The following is a 15,777-nucleotide window of genomic DNA, read 5'->3' as shown; positions in this document are numbered from 1 at the left end:
TCGGCGCGCCTCCGGTCCGAAGCACGAACCTCCGTCTGCCCTGGGGCCGGAGGAACAAACTCCGTTCGGGGGACGGCCTTTCGGTGCACAGGTCCTCCGGTGCACAGGTCTTTCAGTACACGGGGACCACGGCGGTGATGCGCTTGCCGCCGGAGGGCAGGCCGGACACCTGGACGTCACGGGCCAGCCGGCACACGATCGGCCAGCCCCGGCCGCCGGTGCGGGTCCGCCCGTGCTCGTCGAGCGTCGGGGCGACCACCGGCAGCTGGTCGCTGCGGTCGCTCACGGAGACCCGGACGGCGGGTCCGTCGAGGTCGACGTCGTACGCGGTGACACCGCCGCCGTGGAGGATGGCGTTGGTGGTGAGTTCCGAGGCGACGAGCAGGGCGTCGCAGAGGGCCTGCTCGTCGTACGGACGGCCGCCGCCCCCGCACTGCCCGGTCACCGCCCGCCGTACGGCCCGGCGGACGTCGCAGGGCCGGCAGGGGCCCTGCTCCGGGTCCGGATCGGGTCCGCGCGGTGCGTCGAGTGCGTCGAGTGCGTCGAGTGCGTCCGTACGGTCGGTCGTTTCGTTGACATGCATCCTTTCGCTCCCCTGGCCGTTCCCGTGCGGTTGGTCGGACCGAGGGGTGCGCCCGGTGCTCTCCCCTCCGGGCTGCGCGGGCCCCTCTCCGTTGCGGCTGGCCGCCCCGGCGGACTCCAAACCTGCGGGGCGCCGGGAGTCGTCGGAGCGGCCCGCGGAGGGTACATATCAGGCATGACCGATGTCGTGGACGCGGGTGAGCTGCTGCGCCGCATCCAGCGCGCGAGGGCCTGTGCGCGGGAGGAGCTGCGGAGCTGGCGGGCCCGGAGCGGTGAGCTGGAGCGGGACGATCCGGACGCGGCGCGCGAGGCGCGGGTGCGGGGTCTGGCGTACGAGGCGGTGCTCAGGATCCTGGACGAGATCGTGACGCCGGGCCGGGCCGGTGTGCGGCACTGACCCGGCGAAGTGAAACGGGTCACGTGACCGGCTTCCGGGTACGCGAAATCTCCGCGGATGGTTTACGGTTCACCCATAGGCGGTGAGCGAGGTCGAGCCTCTGTCTCCTTCGCACACCATCCTTGACGGCCCTGGCTGGCTTCCCCCGTCCAGCCAGGGCTTTTTCCTGCCCCGGTGCCGAAAGTCACCTCCGCCGAGGTGCCCGGTGGGCCGGCAGCGGCTGAAATGGGCTGTGGAGACAAGCACCGCGACCGATCGCCCGGCGAGGAGCACCGCGCCATGACCAAAGCGACCAAACTGCTGACCGCCCTTCCCCCGCCCCAGCGCCGCAGGCTGATGGAGCTGGCCCGGGAGGTCTCCTTCCCGGAGGACGCCCTGATCTTCGAGGCGGGCGGCCGGGCCGACCGTTTCTGGGTGGTCCGCTCCGGCGCGGTCTCCCTCATCCAGCAGGTGACCTCGGTGCAGCGGGTCACCGTCGCGAGCCTCGGCGCCGGTGATCTGCTCGGCTGGTCCTGGCTGTTCCCACCGTACGAGTGGGACTTCGGCGCCGAGGCGTTCAGCCCGGTCCGCGCCTACGAGTTCGAGGCGCAGCCGGTGCTGAAGCTGTGCGAGGAGGATCCGGCGCTCGGGGTGACGCTGGTGCGGATCGTGGCCGAGATCCTCGCCCACCGGCTGGAGATGACCCGGGGCCGGTTGCTGGACCAGTACGGGACGCACCGGCACCGGTCGCTGTAGCCCGCCGGGACCCGGGAGCCCCGGGCGAACACGGCGACCACCGGAACGGGACCGTCCGAGGCGACAACCACCGGGACGCGCCCCGATCGGACGCGGCAGCCACCGGAGGGAACCATCACACGCGACAACCACCGGACGGGACCACCGAGCGCGACAACCACCGGACCCGACCCTCACACGCGACAACCACCGGGGCACGACCACCAAGCGCGACAACCACCGGGACGCGACCGATCGGACGCGGCAGCCACCGGAGGGGACCGTCACACGCGACAACCACCGGGGCACGACCACCGAGCGCAACAACCACCCGGACCCGATCCCCACACACGACAACCACCCGGACACGACCACCAGCGCAACAACCACCGGACGGGACCGTCCGAGGTGACAACCACCGGGACGTGACCGGTCGGGTGGTTCAGGCGCCGGGGCCGTCAGACGCGGTAGCGGCGCAGGGCCGGTACGGCGGTGGCCAGGCCCAGCATCAGGGCGACGACCAGCAGACCGCCGCCCGCTACCGCCGCGCGGGGGCCGAAGGCGGCGCCCGCGGTGCCGTGCAGGACGTCGGCGAGCCGCGGCCCGCCGGCGACGACGACCGTGAAGACGCCCTGCATCCGGCCGCGCATCTCGTCGGTGGCGGCGGAGAGCAGGATCGCGCCGCGGAAGACCATGGAGACCATGTCGGCGACCCCGGCGGCGGCCAGGAACAGCACGGCGAGCCACAGGCTGGTGCTCAGCCCGAACCCGGTGATCGCGGCGCCCCAGGCGACGACCGCGCCGATCACCATCCAGCCGTGCCGACGGGCCCGCGAGAACGTCCCGGAGAACAGTCCGCCCAGCACCGCTCCGATGGGGATCGCCGCGAACAGCAGGCCGAGCGCGAGCCCTTCGCCGTAGGAGGCGTACGTCCGGTCGGCGAGCTGCGGGAACAGGGCGCGGGGCATGCCGAAGACCATGGCGACGACATCGGCGAGGAAGGACAGCAGCAGGACCTTGTGCCGGGATATGTACCGGAAGCCCTCCGCGATCTCGCGCACCCCGGCCCGCCTGGCCGCGGTGGTCGCGAGCGGTGGCAGCGCGGGCAGCCGGACGACGGCCCACAGGGTGACGGTCAGGGCGAGGGCGTCGAGCAGATACAGCTCGGGCAGACCGATCACCGGGATCAGGGCGCCGGCGAGCAGCGGGCCCGCGACCAGTCCGGTCTGCATGACCGTGGAACCGAGGGCGTTGGCGGCGGCCAGCTCCCCCGCCGGGACCAGCCGGGCGATCGAGGCGTTGCGGGCGGGCGCGTTGAGGCCGAAGAACGCCTGCTGGGCGGCGAGCAGCACCATCAGGACGGCCACCGAGTCCAGGCCCGCGACGGCCTGGAGCCAGAACAGCACCGAGGTGACGGCGATCCCGCTGTTGGTGATCAGCAGCAGTCTGCGCCGGTCCACGGTGTCGGCGACCGCGCCGCCCCACAGCGCGAACAGCACCATCGGCACCAGCCCGGCGAGACTGGCGTAGCCGACCCAGGCGGAGGACCCGGTGATGTCGTAGATCTGCTTGGGCACGGCGACGGCCGTCAGCTGGCTGCCGACGGCCGTGACGATGGTCGAGGACCACAGTCTGCGGTAGGCGGGGCGGCGCAGGGGGCGGGTGTCCATCGCCCAGCGGCGCCAGCCGCGCCGGGGCGTCTCGTCGGTACTCGGCCCGTCGTCGGTACCGGCCCCGGGTACCGTGCCGCTGCTCTCGCTGGTGTCCACGCGCGTCCTGGTTGCTCGTTACATCTTTCGGGTCGGGGGCCACTATTTCAGCAGCACCTGTGGTGACGCGGCCCTTTTGGACATGCGGTCTCAGAGTGTGGAATGAACGCGCTACGGAATCAGGCGCCCGTGACGAGCAGCACGCCGAGGGTGATCATCGTGGCGGCGACCAGACCGTCCAGCACCCGCCAGGCGGCGGGCCGGGTCAGGAAGCGGCCGAGCAGCCGGGCGCCGAAGCCCAGGGCGGCGAACCAGCACAGGCTGGCGAAGGCGGCGCCCAGGCCGAAGGTCCAGCGCAGCGGGCCGCGGTCGGCGGCGATCGAGCCCAGCAGGAAGACGGTGTCGAGGTAGACGTGCGGGTTGAGCCAGGTCAGCGCCAGACAGGTGAGCACGGCCCGGCGGCGCGAGCCGGCCGCCTCGCCGTCGGCGCGCAGCGCGTCCGCGCCGGGCCGGACCACCCGGCGGGCCGCGAGCAGCCCGTAGCCGAGCAGGAACGCGCCGCCGACCCAGCCGACCACGGTCAGGGCGTCCGGCCAGGCCACCACCAGGGCGCCCACTCCGCCCACCCCGAGGGCGATGAGGAGGGCGTCGGACAGGGCGCAGATCCCGACGACGGCCAGGACGGCGTCGCGGCGGATCCCCTGCCGCAGGACGAAGGCGTTCTGGGCGCCGATGGCGACGATGAGCGAGAGACCGGTGCCGAAGCCTGCGGCCGCGGCGGCGAGTGCGGTGGACATGGCCTCCACGCTAAGGAGGCGATCACCGCACGTACAGCTAAAGATTTTTACGTACCATTAGCGCTCGTGATGACGTCATGATGACCGACCTCCCGCTGGAGCAGGTGCGGACGCTGCTGGCCGTGGTCGACGAGGGCACCTTCGACGCGGCGGCGGCCGTCCTGCACGTGACGCCGTCGGCGGTCAGTCAGCGGGTGAAGGCGCTGGAGCAGCGCACGGGCCGGGTCCTGCTGCTGCGCACCAAGCCGGTGCGGCCGACGGAGTCCGGTGAGATCGTCGTACGGTTCGCCCGGCAGCTGGCCCGGCTGGAGCGCGACACGCGGTCCGAGCTGGGCATGAGCGGGGCCGGGGAGCCGACCCGGGTGACGGTCGCGGTGAACGCGGACTCGCTGGCGACCTGGTTCCTGCCCGCCCTGACCCGGGTGCCGCAGGAACCGCCGCTCTGCTTCGAACTCCATCGCGAGGACGAGACCCGCACGGCGGAGCTGCTGCGCGAGGGGCTCGTGATGGCCGCGGTCACCTCCTCGCCGGAGGCCGTGACCGGGTGTTCGGTGCGGGCGCTGGGCACGATGCGCTATCTGGCCGCCGCCAGCCCGGACTTCGTGGCCCGGCATCTCGAGGACGGCCCCCTCGGGGAGACCCTGGGGCGGGCCCCCGTGATGACCTTCGACCGCAGCGACGACCTCCAGGACGCGTTCGTCCGCGGGCTGCGGCGCGGCGCCCCGGGTGCGGGTCCGGTACGACACGCCGTGCCGACCTCGGAGGGTTTCGTGGCCGCGGTGGCCGCCGGGTTCGGCTGGGGCATGGTCCCCGAGGCCCAGGCCGGCGCCCTCCTGCGCACCGGCCGCCTGATCCCGCTGGCCCCCGACCGCCCGCTGGACGTCCCGCTGCACTGGCAGCAGTGGAAACTCGACTCACCGGCCCTGGCGGCGGTCGCCGAGGCGGTGGCGGAGGAGGCGGCACGGACGCTCAGACGCTGACCGCGCCGGGCACCCGCGCCACTCTCCGGGTGCGCCTTCCCGGCGAGCCGAGCCGCGAGACACCGACGCCGACGCGCCCGCCTCCCGGCCTCAGGAGGCGAGGCGGTCCAGGGTGTTCGCCGCGCTGTCCAGGAGCATCGCCAGGGCCGTCGGGTACGCGCTGGTGACCATGCGGGCGGAGAGCAGGGGGGCCGCCTCGGCGATGCGGGGGTGGGTGGCGGCGGGGAGGCGGGCGTAGGTCGAGGCCCACTTGGCGTCGTCGGCGCGCTGTGAGGCGCGGGGCAGGGCGAGGGAGGCCGCGTCCAGGGCGGCGAAGGCCAGCGTCTGGTCGATGAAGGCGTGGTAGACCCGGACCGTCTCCGGCAGCGGGAAGCCCGCGGTGCGCAGGACGTCGAGGACGGCCTCGTCGGCGGCCAGTTCGTTGGCCCGGCCGGTGACCCGGCTCGCGGTGAGCTGGGCCGCCTGCGGATGCGCGACGTACGCGGCGTGGATGCGCAGCCCGATCGCGTGCAGGTCCGCCCGCCACTCCCCCGTCGGCTCCCAGCCACGCAGCGCCTCGCCGATCAGCGCGTCACCGATGGCCAGGGTCAGCTCGTCCATGCCCCGGAAGTAGCGGTAGAGCGTGCTGGGGTCGCAGTCCAGGGCGAGGCCGAGACGGCGCGCGGTCAGTCCACTGCTGCCGTGCTCGCGCAGCAGCCGCAGCGCGGCCTCGACGATCAGCCGCTCGGACAGCACGGTGCCGCTCCGGGTGGGCCTGCGCCGCCTCCGCTTCTCCTCCGGTACGACCGTCTTCGGCATCCTCGCCGCCTTTCCCCGCCGCCTCCTTATGCCAACGCCATTGACCTTACGGCAGGGAAAGGCGTTGTATCGCGGACAGGGCCCCCTTCTTTCGCACACCTTTCGCACACCTTGCACCTCTTCGACCGAGGGAGTTCTCGTCATGCGTGTCCTGCTCGTGGGTGCCGGCGGCGTCGGCACCGCCGTCACCCGGATCGCCGCCCGGCGCCCGTTCTTCGAGGCGATGGTGGTCGCCGACTACGACCCCGCCCGTGCCGCGGCCGCCGTCGCCGCGCTCGACGGCGACGACCGGTTCACCGCCGAGCGGGTCGACGCGGGCGACGAGGAGGCGGTCGCCGCGCTGCTCGCCCGGCACCGCTGCGACGTGCTCCTCAACGCCACCGACCCGCGCTTCGTGATGCCCCTGTTCGGCGCGGCGCGCACCGCCGGGGCCACCTATGTCGACATGGCGATGTCGCTGTCCCGGCCGCATCCGGAGCGGCCCTACGAGGAGTGCGGGGTCAAGCTCGGCGACGCGCAGTTCGCGCAGGCCGAGGAGTGGGCGGCGAGGGGCGGACTTGCCCTGGTCGGCATGGGGGTGGAGCCGGGGCTGTCGGACGTGTTCGCGCGGTACGCCGCCGACGAGCTCTTCGACGAGATCGAGGAGATCGGCATCCGGGACGGCGCGAACCTCACCGTCGACGGCGCCGACTTCGCGCCCTCCTTCAACATCTGGACCACCATCGAGGAGTGCCTCAACCCTCCGGTGGTCTACGAGGCCGACCGCGGCTGGTTCACCACCGCGCCCTTCAGCGAGCCGGAGGTGTTCGACTTCCCCGAGGGCATCGGCCCGGTGGAGTGCGTCAACGTGGAGCACGAGGAGGTGCTGCTCGTCCCGCGCTGGGTGGACGCCCGCCGGGTCACCTTCAAGTACGGCCTGGGCCGCGAGTTCGTCGACACCCTGAAGACGCTGCACAAGCTGGAGCTGGACCGCACCGCGCCGGTGACCGTGCCGAGCGCGGCGGGCCCGGTGCCGGTCTCGCCCCGGGACGTGGTCGCCGCCTGTCTGCCCGACCCGGCGACACTGGGCGAGCGCATGCACGGCAAGACCTGCGCCGGCACCTGGGTGCGGGGCGTGAAGGACGGCGCGCCGCGCGAGGTGTACCTGTACCACGTGGTCGACAACCAGTGGTCCATGGCCGAGTACGGCAGCCAGGCCGTGGTCTGGCAGACGGCCGTCAACCCCGTCGTCGCGCTGGAACTCCTGGCCGGCGGCGCCTGGTCCGGCACGGGTGTCCTCGGGCCCGAGGCGTTCCCCGCCCGGCCCTTCCTCGACCTGCTGACGGCGTACGGCTCCCCCTGGGGCATGCGGGAGCAGTGAGGGATTTCCCTGTCTCGTCCGTTTCACCTCCGTCCCGGTGAGGACCCCGACCTCTTCTTCCCGATCGGCACATCGGGACACGGACCAAGCCGTGGGCGTGTGGGGCGGCGGACCGGCGCGCGCCGCGGTACCTGACGCGCGCCGCCCCGGCCGTCACGGGGTGCTGGGCTTGCCCGGCCGGTACAGCCACTTCTGGAACAGCGGCCCGAGGTCCTGGCCGGACTCCCGCTCCGCGAGCCGCTCCAGCTGGGCGGTGGTGCCGTGGCCGTAACGGTGCTGCTGCGCCCAGGCACGCAGCACACGGAAGAAGGCCCGGTCGCCGATCGCGACCCGCAGGGCCTGGAGGGTCATGGCGCCGCGGGCGTAGACGGGGCTGCCGAAGATGTTGGCGCCGCTGCCGGGGTTGCCGGGCGGGAAGGCCCAGACGCCGTCGGTGGCGGGGGTGGCGTACAGGGCGTCGAACTTCTTCTGGGCGCTGTCGCCGCCGTGCTGTTCGGAGTAGAGCCACTCGGCGTAGGTGGCGAAGCCCTCGTTGAGCCAGATGTCCTTCCAGGACGTCAGGGAGACCGAGTCGCCGAACCACTGGTGGGCGCTCTCGTGGACGAGGGTGTCCAGGCTGGGCGCGCTGTCGTACAGCGGCCGGGTCTGGGTCTCCAGGGCGTAGCCGACGTTGGGCGCGTGGTCGACGATCGAGCCGGCGGCGCGGTAGGGGTAGGGCCCGAAGAGCCCGCTCTCCCACTCCAGCACGGACGGCAGCTTCTTCAGCACCGGCGCGGCGGCGTTGGCCTCGCGCGGGTCGACGGCGTCGTACACCTTGACGCCGTCGCGGGTCGTGTACTGCTTGACCTGGAACTTCCCCACGGTGGCGGTGGCGAGGTAGGCGGCCATGGGTTCCTTCTGGCGCCACCGGAACGTGGTCTTCCCGTTGCGGGTGCGCTGTCCGAGCAGGACGCCGTTGGAGACGGCGGTGCGACCCTTGGGGACGGTGATCGTGATGTCGTACGCGGACTTGTCGAGGGGATGGTTGTTGGCGGGGAACCAGGTCATGGCGCCCTGCGGCTCCCCCGCGACGAAGGCGCCGTCGTCGGTGGGGATCCAGCCGTCGAGGGAGCCGTCGGGGTCGGTGACGGGGCCGGGCTTGCCCTGGTAGGTGACGGTGACGCGGAAGGTCTGGCCCTTGCGGAGCGGGCGGGCGGGGGTGACGACGAGTTCCTGGCCGTCGCGCCGGTGGGCGGCCGTGCGGTGATCGACCGTCAGGCCGGTGATGCTCAGGCCCTTGAGGTCGAGGTCGAAGCGGCTGAGGCGCTGGGTGGCGCGGGCGGTCAGGACGGCCCGGCCGGTGAGGTGGCCGCTGCCCGGGTCGTAACCGAGCGTCAGACCGTAGTGGGAGACGTGGTAGCCGCCGTTCCCGGCGAGCGGGAAGTACGGGTCGCCGACGCCGGGCGCGCCCGCCGAACCGGCCGCGGTGGCCGGTCCGGCCGCCGTCAGCAGGGCCGCCACGGCGATCGGGACGGTGGCGACGACGGCTTCCCGCCGTAGCGGGGCGGGGCGTCTGCGGGAGAGGGTCACGTGCGCTCCTTGGGGGGTGGCGAGTGATCAAACGCCCATCAGACTAGGCAACGCGCCGCCCGGATTCGCCCTCCTCCAGGTCAAGCCGCGCGCCGTCGGGGGACGGTCGTGGGCAGGCCCTACGCTCGGCGGCATGACTGTCCGTGTGCGCCGTGTCTACGAACCGCCCGAGCCCGGGGACGGCGTCCGTGTCCTCGTCGACCGGCTGTGGCCGCGCGGCCTGGCCAAGGACGCGGCGCGGATCGACGAGTGGCCCAAGGCGATGACCCCCTCGACGGAGCTGCGCCGCTGGTACCACGCGGGCGAGGCGTCGTACGAGGAGTTCTCCCGCCGTTACGAGGCGGAGCTGGCCGCTCCCGAGGCGGCCGAACTCCTGGACCATGTGCGGGCGTTGGTCCAGGAGGGGCCGGTGACCCTGCTGACGGCCGCGAAGTCCCCGCAGGAGAGTCACGCGGCCGTCCTGCTGGGGCTGCTGGGCTGACGCCGGCTCAGCCGGTCTGGCCGGCCGCCGCCCGGCCCGCCGCGCGGCCCGAGAACAGGCAGCCGCCGAGGAAGGTGCCTTCGAGGGCGTTGTAGCCGTGGACCCCGCCGCCGCCGAAGCCGGCCACCTCGCCCGCCGCGTACAGGCCCTCGATGGGCTGTCCGTCGGCGCCGATGGCGCGGGAGTCGAGGTCGGTCTGGATGCCGCCGAGCGTCTTGCGGGTGAGCACGTGCAGCTTGACCGCGATCAGCGGGCCGGCCTCGGGGTCGAGGAGGCGGTGCGGGGTCGCGACCCGGCCGAGGCGGTCGCCGATGTAGCGGCGGGCGTTGCGGATGCCCTGGACCTGGGCGTCCTTGCTGTACGCGTTGTCGATCTGGAGGTCGCGGGCGCGGATCTGGCGGCGCAGTCCGTCCGCGTCGAGCAGCGGCTTGTCGGTGAGCGCGTTCATCTTCTCGACGAGCCGGTCGAGGGTGTCGGCGACGACGAAGTCCGCGCCGTGGTCGAGGAACGCCTGCACGGGGGCCGGGGCGCCCTTGCCGAGCAGCCGGTCGCGCAGGACGGCCCGGCGGTCCTTGGCCGTGATGTCGGGGTTCTGCTCGGAGCCGGAGAGCGCGAACTCCTTCTCGACGATCTTCTGGCTGAGGACGAACCAGGAGTGGTCGTACCCCGCGATGTCCTCGGTGGTGCGCAGGTACTTGAGGGTGTTGAGGGTGTCGTAGCCCGGCAGGCAGGGGTCGGGCAGCCGGCGGCCGAGCGCGTCGAACCACATCGAGGACGGGCCGGGCAGGATGCGGATGCCGTGGCCGGGCCAGATGGGGTCCCAGTTCTGGATGCCCTCGGTGTAGTGCCACATACGGTCGCGGTTGACCAGCCGGACGCCGGCCGCGGCGCTGATGTCGAGCATGCGGCCGTCGACGTAGGCGGGCACGCCGGTGACCATCTCGGTGGGCGGGGTGCCCAGGCGCTCGGGCCAGTAGCGGCGCACGATCTCGTGGTCGGCGCCGATGCCGCCGCTGGTGACGACGACGGCCTGGGCGGTCAGCTCGAACGCGCCGATCGCCTCGCGGTTGGAGGCGACTCCGCGGGCGGAGTCGTCGGGCGCGAGGACCGTGCCGCGTACGCCGCGGGCGGCGCCGTCCGTCATGACCAGCTCGTCCACGCGGTGACGGTGGTGGAAGGTCAGCAGGCCGTCCTTCGCGGCCTGCTTGGCGTAGCGGGCGAACGGCTCGACGACGCCGGTGCCGGTGCCCCAGGCGACATGGAAGCGGGGCACGGAGTTGCCGTGGCCGTCGGCGCGCAGGTCGCCGCGCTCGGCCCAGCCGACGGTCGGCACGAACGAGATCCCGTGCCCGGTCAGCCAGGTGCGCTTCTCCCCCGCCGCCCACTCGACGTAGGCGCGGGCCCAGCGCACCGCCCAGGAGTCCTCGTCCTCGGTGCGGTCGAACTGCGCGCTGCCCTGCCAGTCGTTCCAGGCGAGGTCGAGGGAGTCCTTGATGCCGAGGCGGCGCTGCTCGGGGGAGTCGACGAGGAACAGCCCGCCGAAGGACCAGAACGCCTGGCCGCCGAGGTTGGCGGCGTTCTCCTGGTCGACCAGGGCGACCCGCCTGCCCCTGCTGGTGAGTTCGTGCGCCGCGACCAGGCCCGCGAGGCCCGCTCCGACGACGATGACGTCCGCGTCCATGGCGACCGTTGCCTTTCTCTGACTGGGGAGCTGCGAAGAGGTGCTATTCCGGTGCGCTGCCGTCGGTCAGCAGCGCGGTGAGCAGCTGCTTGAGCCAGGCGCGGGCGGCGTCCACGTCCTGGTCCAGCAGCAGTTGGGTGGTGACCCCGTCGTACGCGGCCACGACCGCGTGGGCGGCGGAGTCGGCGTCGCCGAGGACGGCGGGCAGCGGGATGTGACCACGGGCGCGGGCCAGCCGGTCGGCGATCGCGCGGCGCAGCCGGGCCCGGTGTTCCAGGAGGGTCTGCGCGACGGCCGGGTCCCGTGCCGCGTGCACCAGGAAGTCCGTCTTCACCAGCAGCCAGTCGAGGTCGAGCAGCAGCACCTCGGTGACCCGGTCCACGGAGGCCGGTACGTCGAGATCGGGGCCGTCGCCGGCGAGGGCGTCGGCGACCTGGTGGGCGATCAGGTCGGCACGCTCCCGGTAGAGCGCGAAGAACAGCTCGTCCAGGGTGGCGAAGTTGGAGTAGAAGGCGCCCCGGCTGTAGCCGGCGGCCTCGCAGACCTCCTCGATGGAGACCCGCCCGAATCCCTTGGCGGCGAACACGGCGAAGGCGGCGTCGAGCAGATTGGCCCGGGTGCGCACCCGGCGCCGGGTGACCCGGGCGGTCGCCCGTTCGTTCTGCTCCGTCGCCACTGTCGGACCTCCGTTCGATACGCGAATGTATCGGATGCATTCATGTATCGAAAGAGTTCGCACTCGATTCGCATGTGATCGGGCGCGGCAACCTCTGTGGCTTCGGTGACCACTGAGAGACGGATCCGGCGACCTCTGCCGGGTCCGCACGGTGTCATCGAAGGAGATCTGTCATATGAGCGACCTCAACCGGCGGTCCGGCGGGCGCCATCGCAAGCGGTGGACGGCGACCGGCCTGCTGATCGGCGTGCCCGCCGTGCTGGGGCCGTACCTGCTGCTCTCGCCCCCGTCGAAGTCCGAGGCCGCGACGATCGACGGCGACGCCTACTACCGGCTGGTGTCGGTGCGCAGCGGGAAGGTGCTGGAGGTCGCCGGGGCGTCCACGGCCGACGCCGCGAAGGCCGTCCAGGGCGCCGACGACGGCGGCGCGGACCAGCAGTGGCGGCTGCGGGCGACCGACGACGGCTACTACGAGCTGGTGAACCGGGGCAGCGGCAAGGTGCTGGAGGTCAGGAGCGCCTCGACGGCGAACAACGCCGTCGTCGACCAGAGCGCCGACGCGGGCGCCGCGCACCAGCAGTGGAAGATCGAGGAGCTGACCGGCGGCGCCCTGAAGGTCGTCAACCGGCACAGCGGCAAGGTGCTGGACGTCAAGGCGAAGTCCACCGCCGAGGGCGCGGGCATCGTCCAGTACAAGTCCAACGGGGGCACCAACCAGCAGTGGAAGCTGGCGGCGGTGCCCGGCACCGGCGCCTCGGCGAGCCCGTCGGCGTCGCCCTCGGCCTCCCCTTCCCCGTCCCAGAGTCCGACCTCCGCGTCCACGGCGTCCGGGAGCTCGCTCGCCGGGCGCCTCACCGTCTCCACGGTGACCCTGCCCACGGCCTTCCCGTACCAGGAGTCCGGCTACAACGGGCTCCCGCAGTGGACGCGGGTCGCCACCCAGGCGGCGCCCGACGGTTCGGTGCGGGTGGCGTGGCCGGCGTCGGACGGCGTCCATGTCACCTCGCTGTCCTCGAAGCTGGCCCGCGAGGGCAGCGACACGGTGGTCCCGGGCACCGAGGAGGTCGGCGGACTGGTCGCCCACGACGACGGGTTCGCGCTCCTGACCAGGGTCGCGGACTCCAACAAGTGGAACGACACGGCCGCCGCCCTGATCCGGTACAAGAACGGCTCCGCGCTCTTCAGCAAGAAGCTGACCGGGACCGCCAGCAACGACACCTCGCCGGTGCTCGACGGTGCGCTCCAGTGGAACGGCAGCCAGTACGGCGCCTACTTCGTCGTGCACGGCGCGGGCGGCTTCACCGACGGGCACTACGGCGACAAGCTCGCCTATCTCGACGCCGCCGGGGCCACCGAGTCCGGTGGCTGGGACTGGGGGTGCAGCCACAACGAGGGCATAGCCCTGGCCCCGGGCGACTCGGGGGCCTTCCCCTCACTGTGCTTCGACGACTGGCGGTCCGGACTGTTCGTCAGCACCGGGATCGCGGCACCGGACGAGGCCCCCGTGGTGCAGCGCGAGCAGTGCTGGGCGGGCTACTGCGGCGGGGCGTACCCCAGCTCCTCCGGCGACCTGGTGAAGACCTCCACCGGCGGGTACGCCACCGCCTTCGCGGACCGGGGCGCGGCCTCGGCCGTGAAGAACAGCGCGGACAGCAGCGGCCGGGGCTGGACCGTCACCCCGAAGACCGACACCCACCAGGTGACGGTCGCCCTGCTCAAGGACGCCGGGACCCCCGGCAGCACGGTGACGCTCACCGACGACCCCGGCACCGACCACGTCAACGTCCACATCGCCCCGTACGGCAAGAACCTGCTGGTCTCCTGGGAGAGCGTCGCGAACGCCAGCTGCAAGGACGGCACCTGCACCGGCAAGTTCACCGGGACGCATCTGCGGGTCATCGACCCCACCGGGAAGCCGGTCTCCGACGACGAGGTCGTCGACGCGCACGTCTCCGGTGATCTGACGACCCTGGCGGACGGCAGCCTCGCCTGGGCCTTCGTGTCCGCGGCCCCGGACTACGGCTCCGCTCTGTCCGGCGCCTCGCCGACGACCACGACCCTGTCGATCGCGCGTCTCGCCGTCGGCTGAGCGGGACGGGGCGCGTTCGGCGGGCGGTGCCCGGGACCCTCGTACCGGGGCGTGCGGCGGGAGTGGGGGTGTCGTGACCGCTCGCGGCCCCGCCGGTGCCCGGGCACCGGCGGGCGCGCGGCGCCGCCCGTCCCCGCGGGCGGCGCCGGTACCCGGCCGACGTGCCGCTCGGTACGCCGTGCGCCGGATACGCCGGGATCAGCCTCCGGCGTGGTCGCCCGCCAGGGAGGGAGCCGCCGCGGGGCCGTCCGCGCCGGGACCGCCGACCGCGGGAGGTGCCGTACGCTGCGCGCGGCCGAGCAGGAGCACTCCCACGGCGGCGGCGAGCAGGGTCAGGACGGCGGAGACGATCAGGCAGAGATGCAGGCCGTCCAGGAAGGCCTCGGACAGTGCGCCGAGGACCCGGGGCGTGTCCGCGCCCAGGTCGATCCCGGCGACGGCGCCGATGCCGCCCCGTTCGGCGACCCCCATGACCTGCTGGACCGTCCCGGCGCCCAGGCCCGCCCCGGTGAGGTGACCCGGGAGGGCGTCCACCGCCTTGCCGGAGAGCAGCGCGCCGAGCACGGCGGGGCCGAGGGCGGCGCCGACCTGGCGGAAGGCGTTGTTGCCGGCGGCGGCCATGCCGGCCTGCCGGAAGGGCACCGAGCCGACGGCGGTGGCCGTCATCGGCGTGATGACGAAGGCCATGCCGAGGCCCAGCAGCGCCAGCCGCCAGGCCAGCGAGCCGAACGAGGTGTGCGCGTCGATGTCCGTCAGGGTCAGCAGGGCGGCCGTGGAGACCAGCAGCCCGCCGGGGATGAGCAGCCGCGCCGGGACCCGGTGGACGAGCCGGCCGACGGGGGCGCCGAGCACGAGCGGGACCGAGGACACCATCAGCAGCCGCCAGGCGGCGTCGAGCGTGGACAGCCGCTGGACCATGCCGAAGTAGAGGCTGAGGGCGAAGAAGAACCCGATCAGGCCCAGGAAGCTGATCATGGCGATCAGGGTGGTGGCGGTGAAGGCCGGGCTGCGGAACAGGGTGAGGTCCAGCATGGGGCTGTCACTGGCGCGTTCCACCAGGACGAACGCGACGGCGCAGACCGCGGCGGTGAACAGGGCGACCATCACCTCGACGTCGGTGAAGGACCCGGCGCCGCCCTCGATGATGCCGTAGACCAACGCGGTGATCGCCAGGGCGGCGGTGAGCTGGCCGGGCCAGTCCAGGCGCCGGGAGCCCGGCGCGCGGGAGTCGGTCAGCAGCTTGGCCGCGCAGGCCAGGGCGGCGAGGGAGACCGGGATCGGCAGGAGGTGGATCCAGCGCCAGTCGACGTGGTCGAGGACGGCGCCCGCGATGACCGGGCCGAGGGCCAGCGCGGCCGTCAGGGAGGTGGCCCACAGGCCGATGAACCTGCCCCGCTCCCGCGGGTCGGGGACGGCGTGGCTGATCAGGGCCAGGGTGGTGGGCAGCAGGGCGGCCGAGCCCAGCCCGGCGAGCGCCTGGCCGACCCAGAGCGTCTGGACGTTCTGCGCGCACAGGGCGACGAGTGCGCCCAGGGCGCTGAGGCCGAGTCCGGCCTGGTAGACCTTCTTGCGGCCATGGACGTCGCCGAAGACGCCCGCGGTGAGGATGAGGGCCGCCATCGGCAGCACGAACGCGTCGGAGACCCAGGACAGCTGAGCGGTCGAGGCGTTCAGGGCCCGCTGGATGGCGGGCAGGCTCGCCGAGACGGTGGTCACCGGCAGATAGGCGACGAACACACCGACGCAGGCCATGACGAGTGTGGCGGTCCGTCGTTCCCGCGGCTCGTGCGCCGTGGTCGTGACATTCACGGAGGACTCTTCCTGACGGCGCCCGGGCACCGGGCGCTGGAGTGGGGCTGACGGCCGCCACTGTCCGTGACACCGGCCGCTTCAGGCGAGCCACGGACCCTGGGACGCGGACCCTCGACATCCGGGGCCCGCTTT

General features: G+C 73.1%; 14 protein-coding genes. 6 read left to right on the top strand and 8 right to left on the bottom strand.

The genetic code is table 11. The annotated features are described in order from the left end of the window. Positions 1–112: 112 nt before the first annotated feature. A complete protein-coding gene (locus tag ACYQ8Q_RS41575; RefSeq protein ID WP_460072196.1) occupies positions 113–583 on the bottom strand; it encodes an ATP-binding protein in 471 nt (156 codons plus the stop codon). 174 nt (positions 584–757) lie between these two features. On the opposite strand from ACYQ8Q_RS41575, the gene ACYQ8Q_RS41570 reads away from it, so the two are divergent. Beyond that, complete coding sequence (locus ACYQ8Q_RS41570) at positions 758–979, top strand: hypothetical protein (protein ID WP_358985033.1); 222 nt, start codon at positions 758–760, stop codon at positions 977–979. 279 nt (positions 980–1,258) lie between these two features. After that, a complete protein-coding gene (locus tag ACYQ8Q_RS41565; protein WP_460072194.1) occupies positions 1,259–1,714 on the top strand; it encodes a cyclic nucleotide-binding domain-containing protein in 456 nt (151 codons plus the stop codon). Positions 1,715–2,151: 437 nt separating this feature from the next. On the opposite strand, the gene ACYQ8Q_RS41560 is transcribed toward ACYQ8Q_RS41565, so the two are convergent. Next, positions 2,152–3,462 carry an MFS transporter gene (locus ACYQ8Q_RS41560; RefSeq protein ID WP_460072193.1) on the bottom strand — a complete coding sequence of 437 codons (1,311 nt, stop codon included), beginning with the start codon at positions 3,460–3,462 and terminating at the stop codon, positions 2,152–2,154. Positions 3,463–3,581: 119 nt separating this feature from the next. Further along, positions 3,582–4,199 carry a LysE/ArgO family amino acid transporter gene (locus ACYQ8Q_RS41555; protein WP_460072191.1) on the bottom strand — a complete coding sequence of 206 codons (618 nt, stop codon included), beginning with the start codon at positions 4,197–4,199 and terminating at the stop codon, positions 3,582–3,584. 77 nt (positions 4,200–4,276) lie between these two features. Between ACYQ8Q_RS41555 and ACYQ8Q_RS41550 the strand changes: the two genes are divergently transcribed. Then, complete coding sequence (locus ACYQ8Q_RS41550; protein ID WP_460072189.1) at positions 4,277–5,179, top strand: LysR family transcriptional regulator ArgP; 903 nt, start codon at positions 4,277–4,279, stop codon at positions 5,177–5,179. 90 nt (positions 5,180–5,269) lie between these two features. Here ACYQ8Q_RS41550 and ACYQ8Q_RS41545 read toward each other — a convergent pair whose 3' ends face one another. After that, complete coding sequence (locus ACYQ8Q_RS41545) at positions 5,270–5,977, bottom strand: TetR/AcrR family transcriptional regulator (RefSeq protein ID WP_460072187.1); 708 nt, start codon at positions 5,975–5,977, stop codon at positions 5,270–5,272. Positions 5,978–6,119: 142 nt separating this feature from the next. Here ACYQ8Q_RS41545 and ACYQ8Q_RS41540 point away from each other — a divergent pair, with 142 nt between their 5' ends. Continuing rightward, a complete protein-coding gene (locus ACYQ8Q_RS41540; protein WP_460072185.1) occupies positions 6,120–7,337 on the top strand; it encodes a saccharopine dehydrogenase family protein in 1,218 nt (405 codons plus the stop codon). A 153-nt stretch (positions 7,338–7,490) separates the two neighbouring features. On the opposite strand, the gene ACYQ8Q_RS41535 is transcribed toward ACYQ8Q_RS41540, so the two are convergent. Beyond that, positions 7,491–8,906, bottom strand: coding sequence for a M1 family metallopeptidase (locus ACYQ8Q_RS41535; protein ID WP_460072183.1), 1,416 nt, complete (start codon positions 8,904–8,906; stop codon positions 7,491–7,493). A 133-nt stretch (positions 8,907–9,039) separates the two neighbouring features. Here ACYQ8Q_RS41535 and ACYQ8Q_RS41530 point away from each other — a divergent pair, with 133 nt between their 5' ends. Further along, entirely contained in the window at positions 9,040–9,387 is a 348-nt protein-coding gene (locus ACYQ8Q_RS41530) for a DUF488 domain-containing protein (protein ID WP_460072181.1), read from the top strand. A 7-nt stretch (positions 9,388–9,394) separates the two neighbouring features. Here ACYQ8Q_RS41530 and ACYQ8Q_RS41525 read toward each other — a convergent pair whose 3' ends face one another. Further along, on the bottom strand, positions 9,395–11,068 hold the full coding sequence (locus ACYQ8Q_RS41525; protein WP_460072179.1) for an FAD-binding dehydrogenase: 1,674 nt from the start codon (positions 11,066–11,068) through the stop codon (positions 9,395–9,397). Between the two features lie 43 nt (positions 11,069–11,111). After that, positions 11,112–11,744, bottom strand: a complete 633-nt coding sequence (locus ACYQ8Q_RS41520) for a TetR/AcrR family transcriptional regulator (RefSeq protein ID WP_460072177.1) — start codon at positions 11,742–11,744, stop codon at positions 11,112–11,114. 175 nt (positions 11,745–11,919) lie between these two features. Between ACYQ8Q_RS41520 and ACYQ8Q_RS41515 the strand changes: the two genes are divergently transcribed. Next, complete coding sequence (locus tag ACYQ8Q_RS41515) at positions 11,920–13,833, top strand: RICIN domain-containing protein (protein WP_460072175.1); 1,914 nt, start codon at positions 11,920–11,922, stop codon at positions 13,831–13,833. A gap of 198 nt (positions 13,834–14,031) precedes the next feature. Here the strand turns inward: ACYQ8Q_RS41515 and ACYQ8Q_RS41510 are convergent, their stop codons facing one another. Continuing rightward, positions 14,032–15,642 (bottom strand): MFS transporter, encoded by a 1,611-nt coding sequence (locus tag ACYQ8Q_RS41510; RefSeq protein ID WP_460072173.1) that lies wholly within the window; start codon positions 15,640–15,642, stop codon positions 14,032–14,034. Positions 15,643–15,777: the final 135 nt, after the last annotated feature.

The sequence above is a fragment of the Streptomyces sp. YKOK-I1 genome (assembly GCF_054660435.1).
Note: the sequence above shows the minus strand (reverse complement) of the source record. Positions and strands in the feature narration are given on the sequence as shown.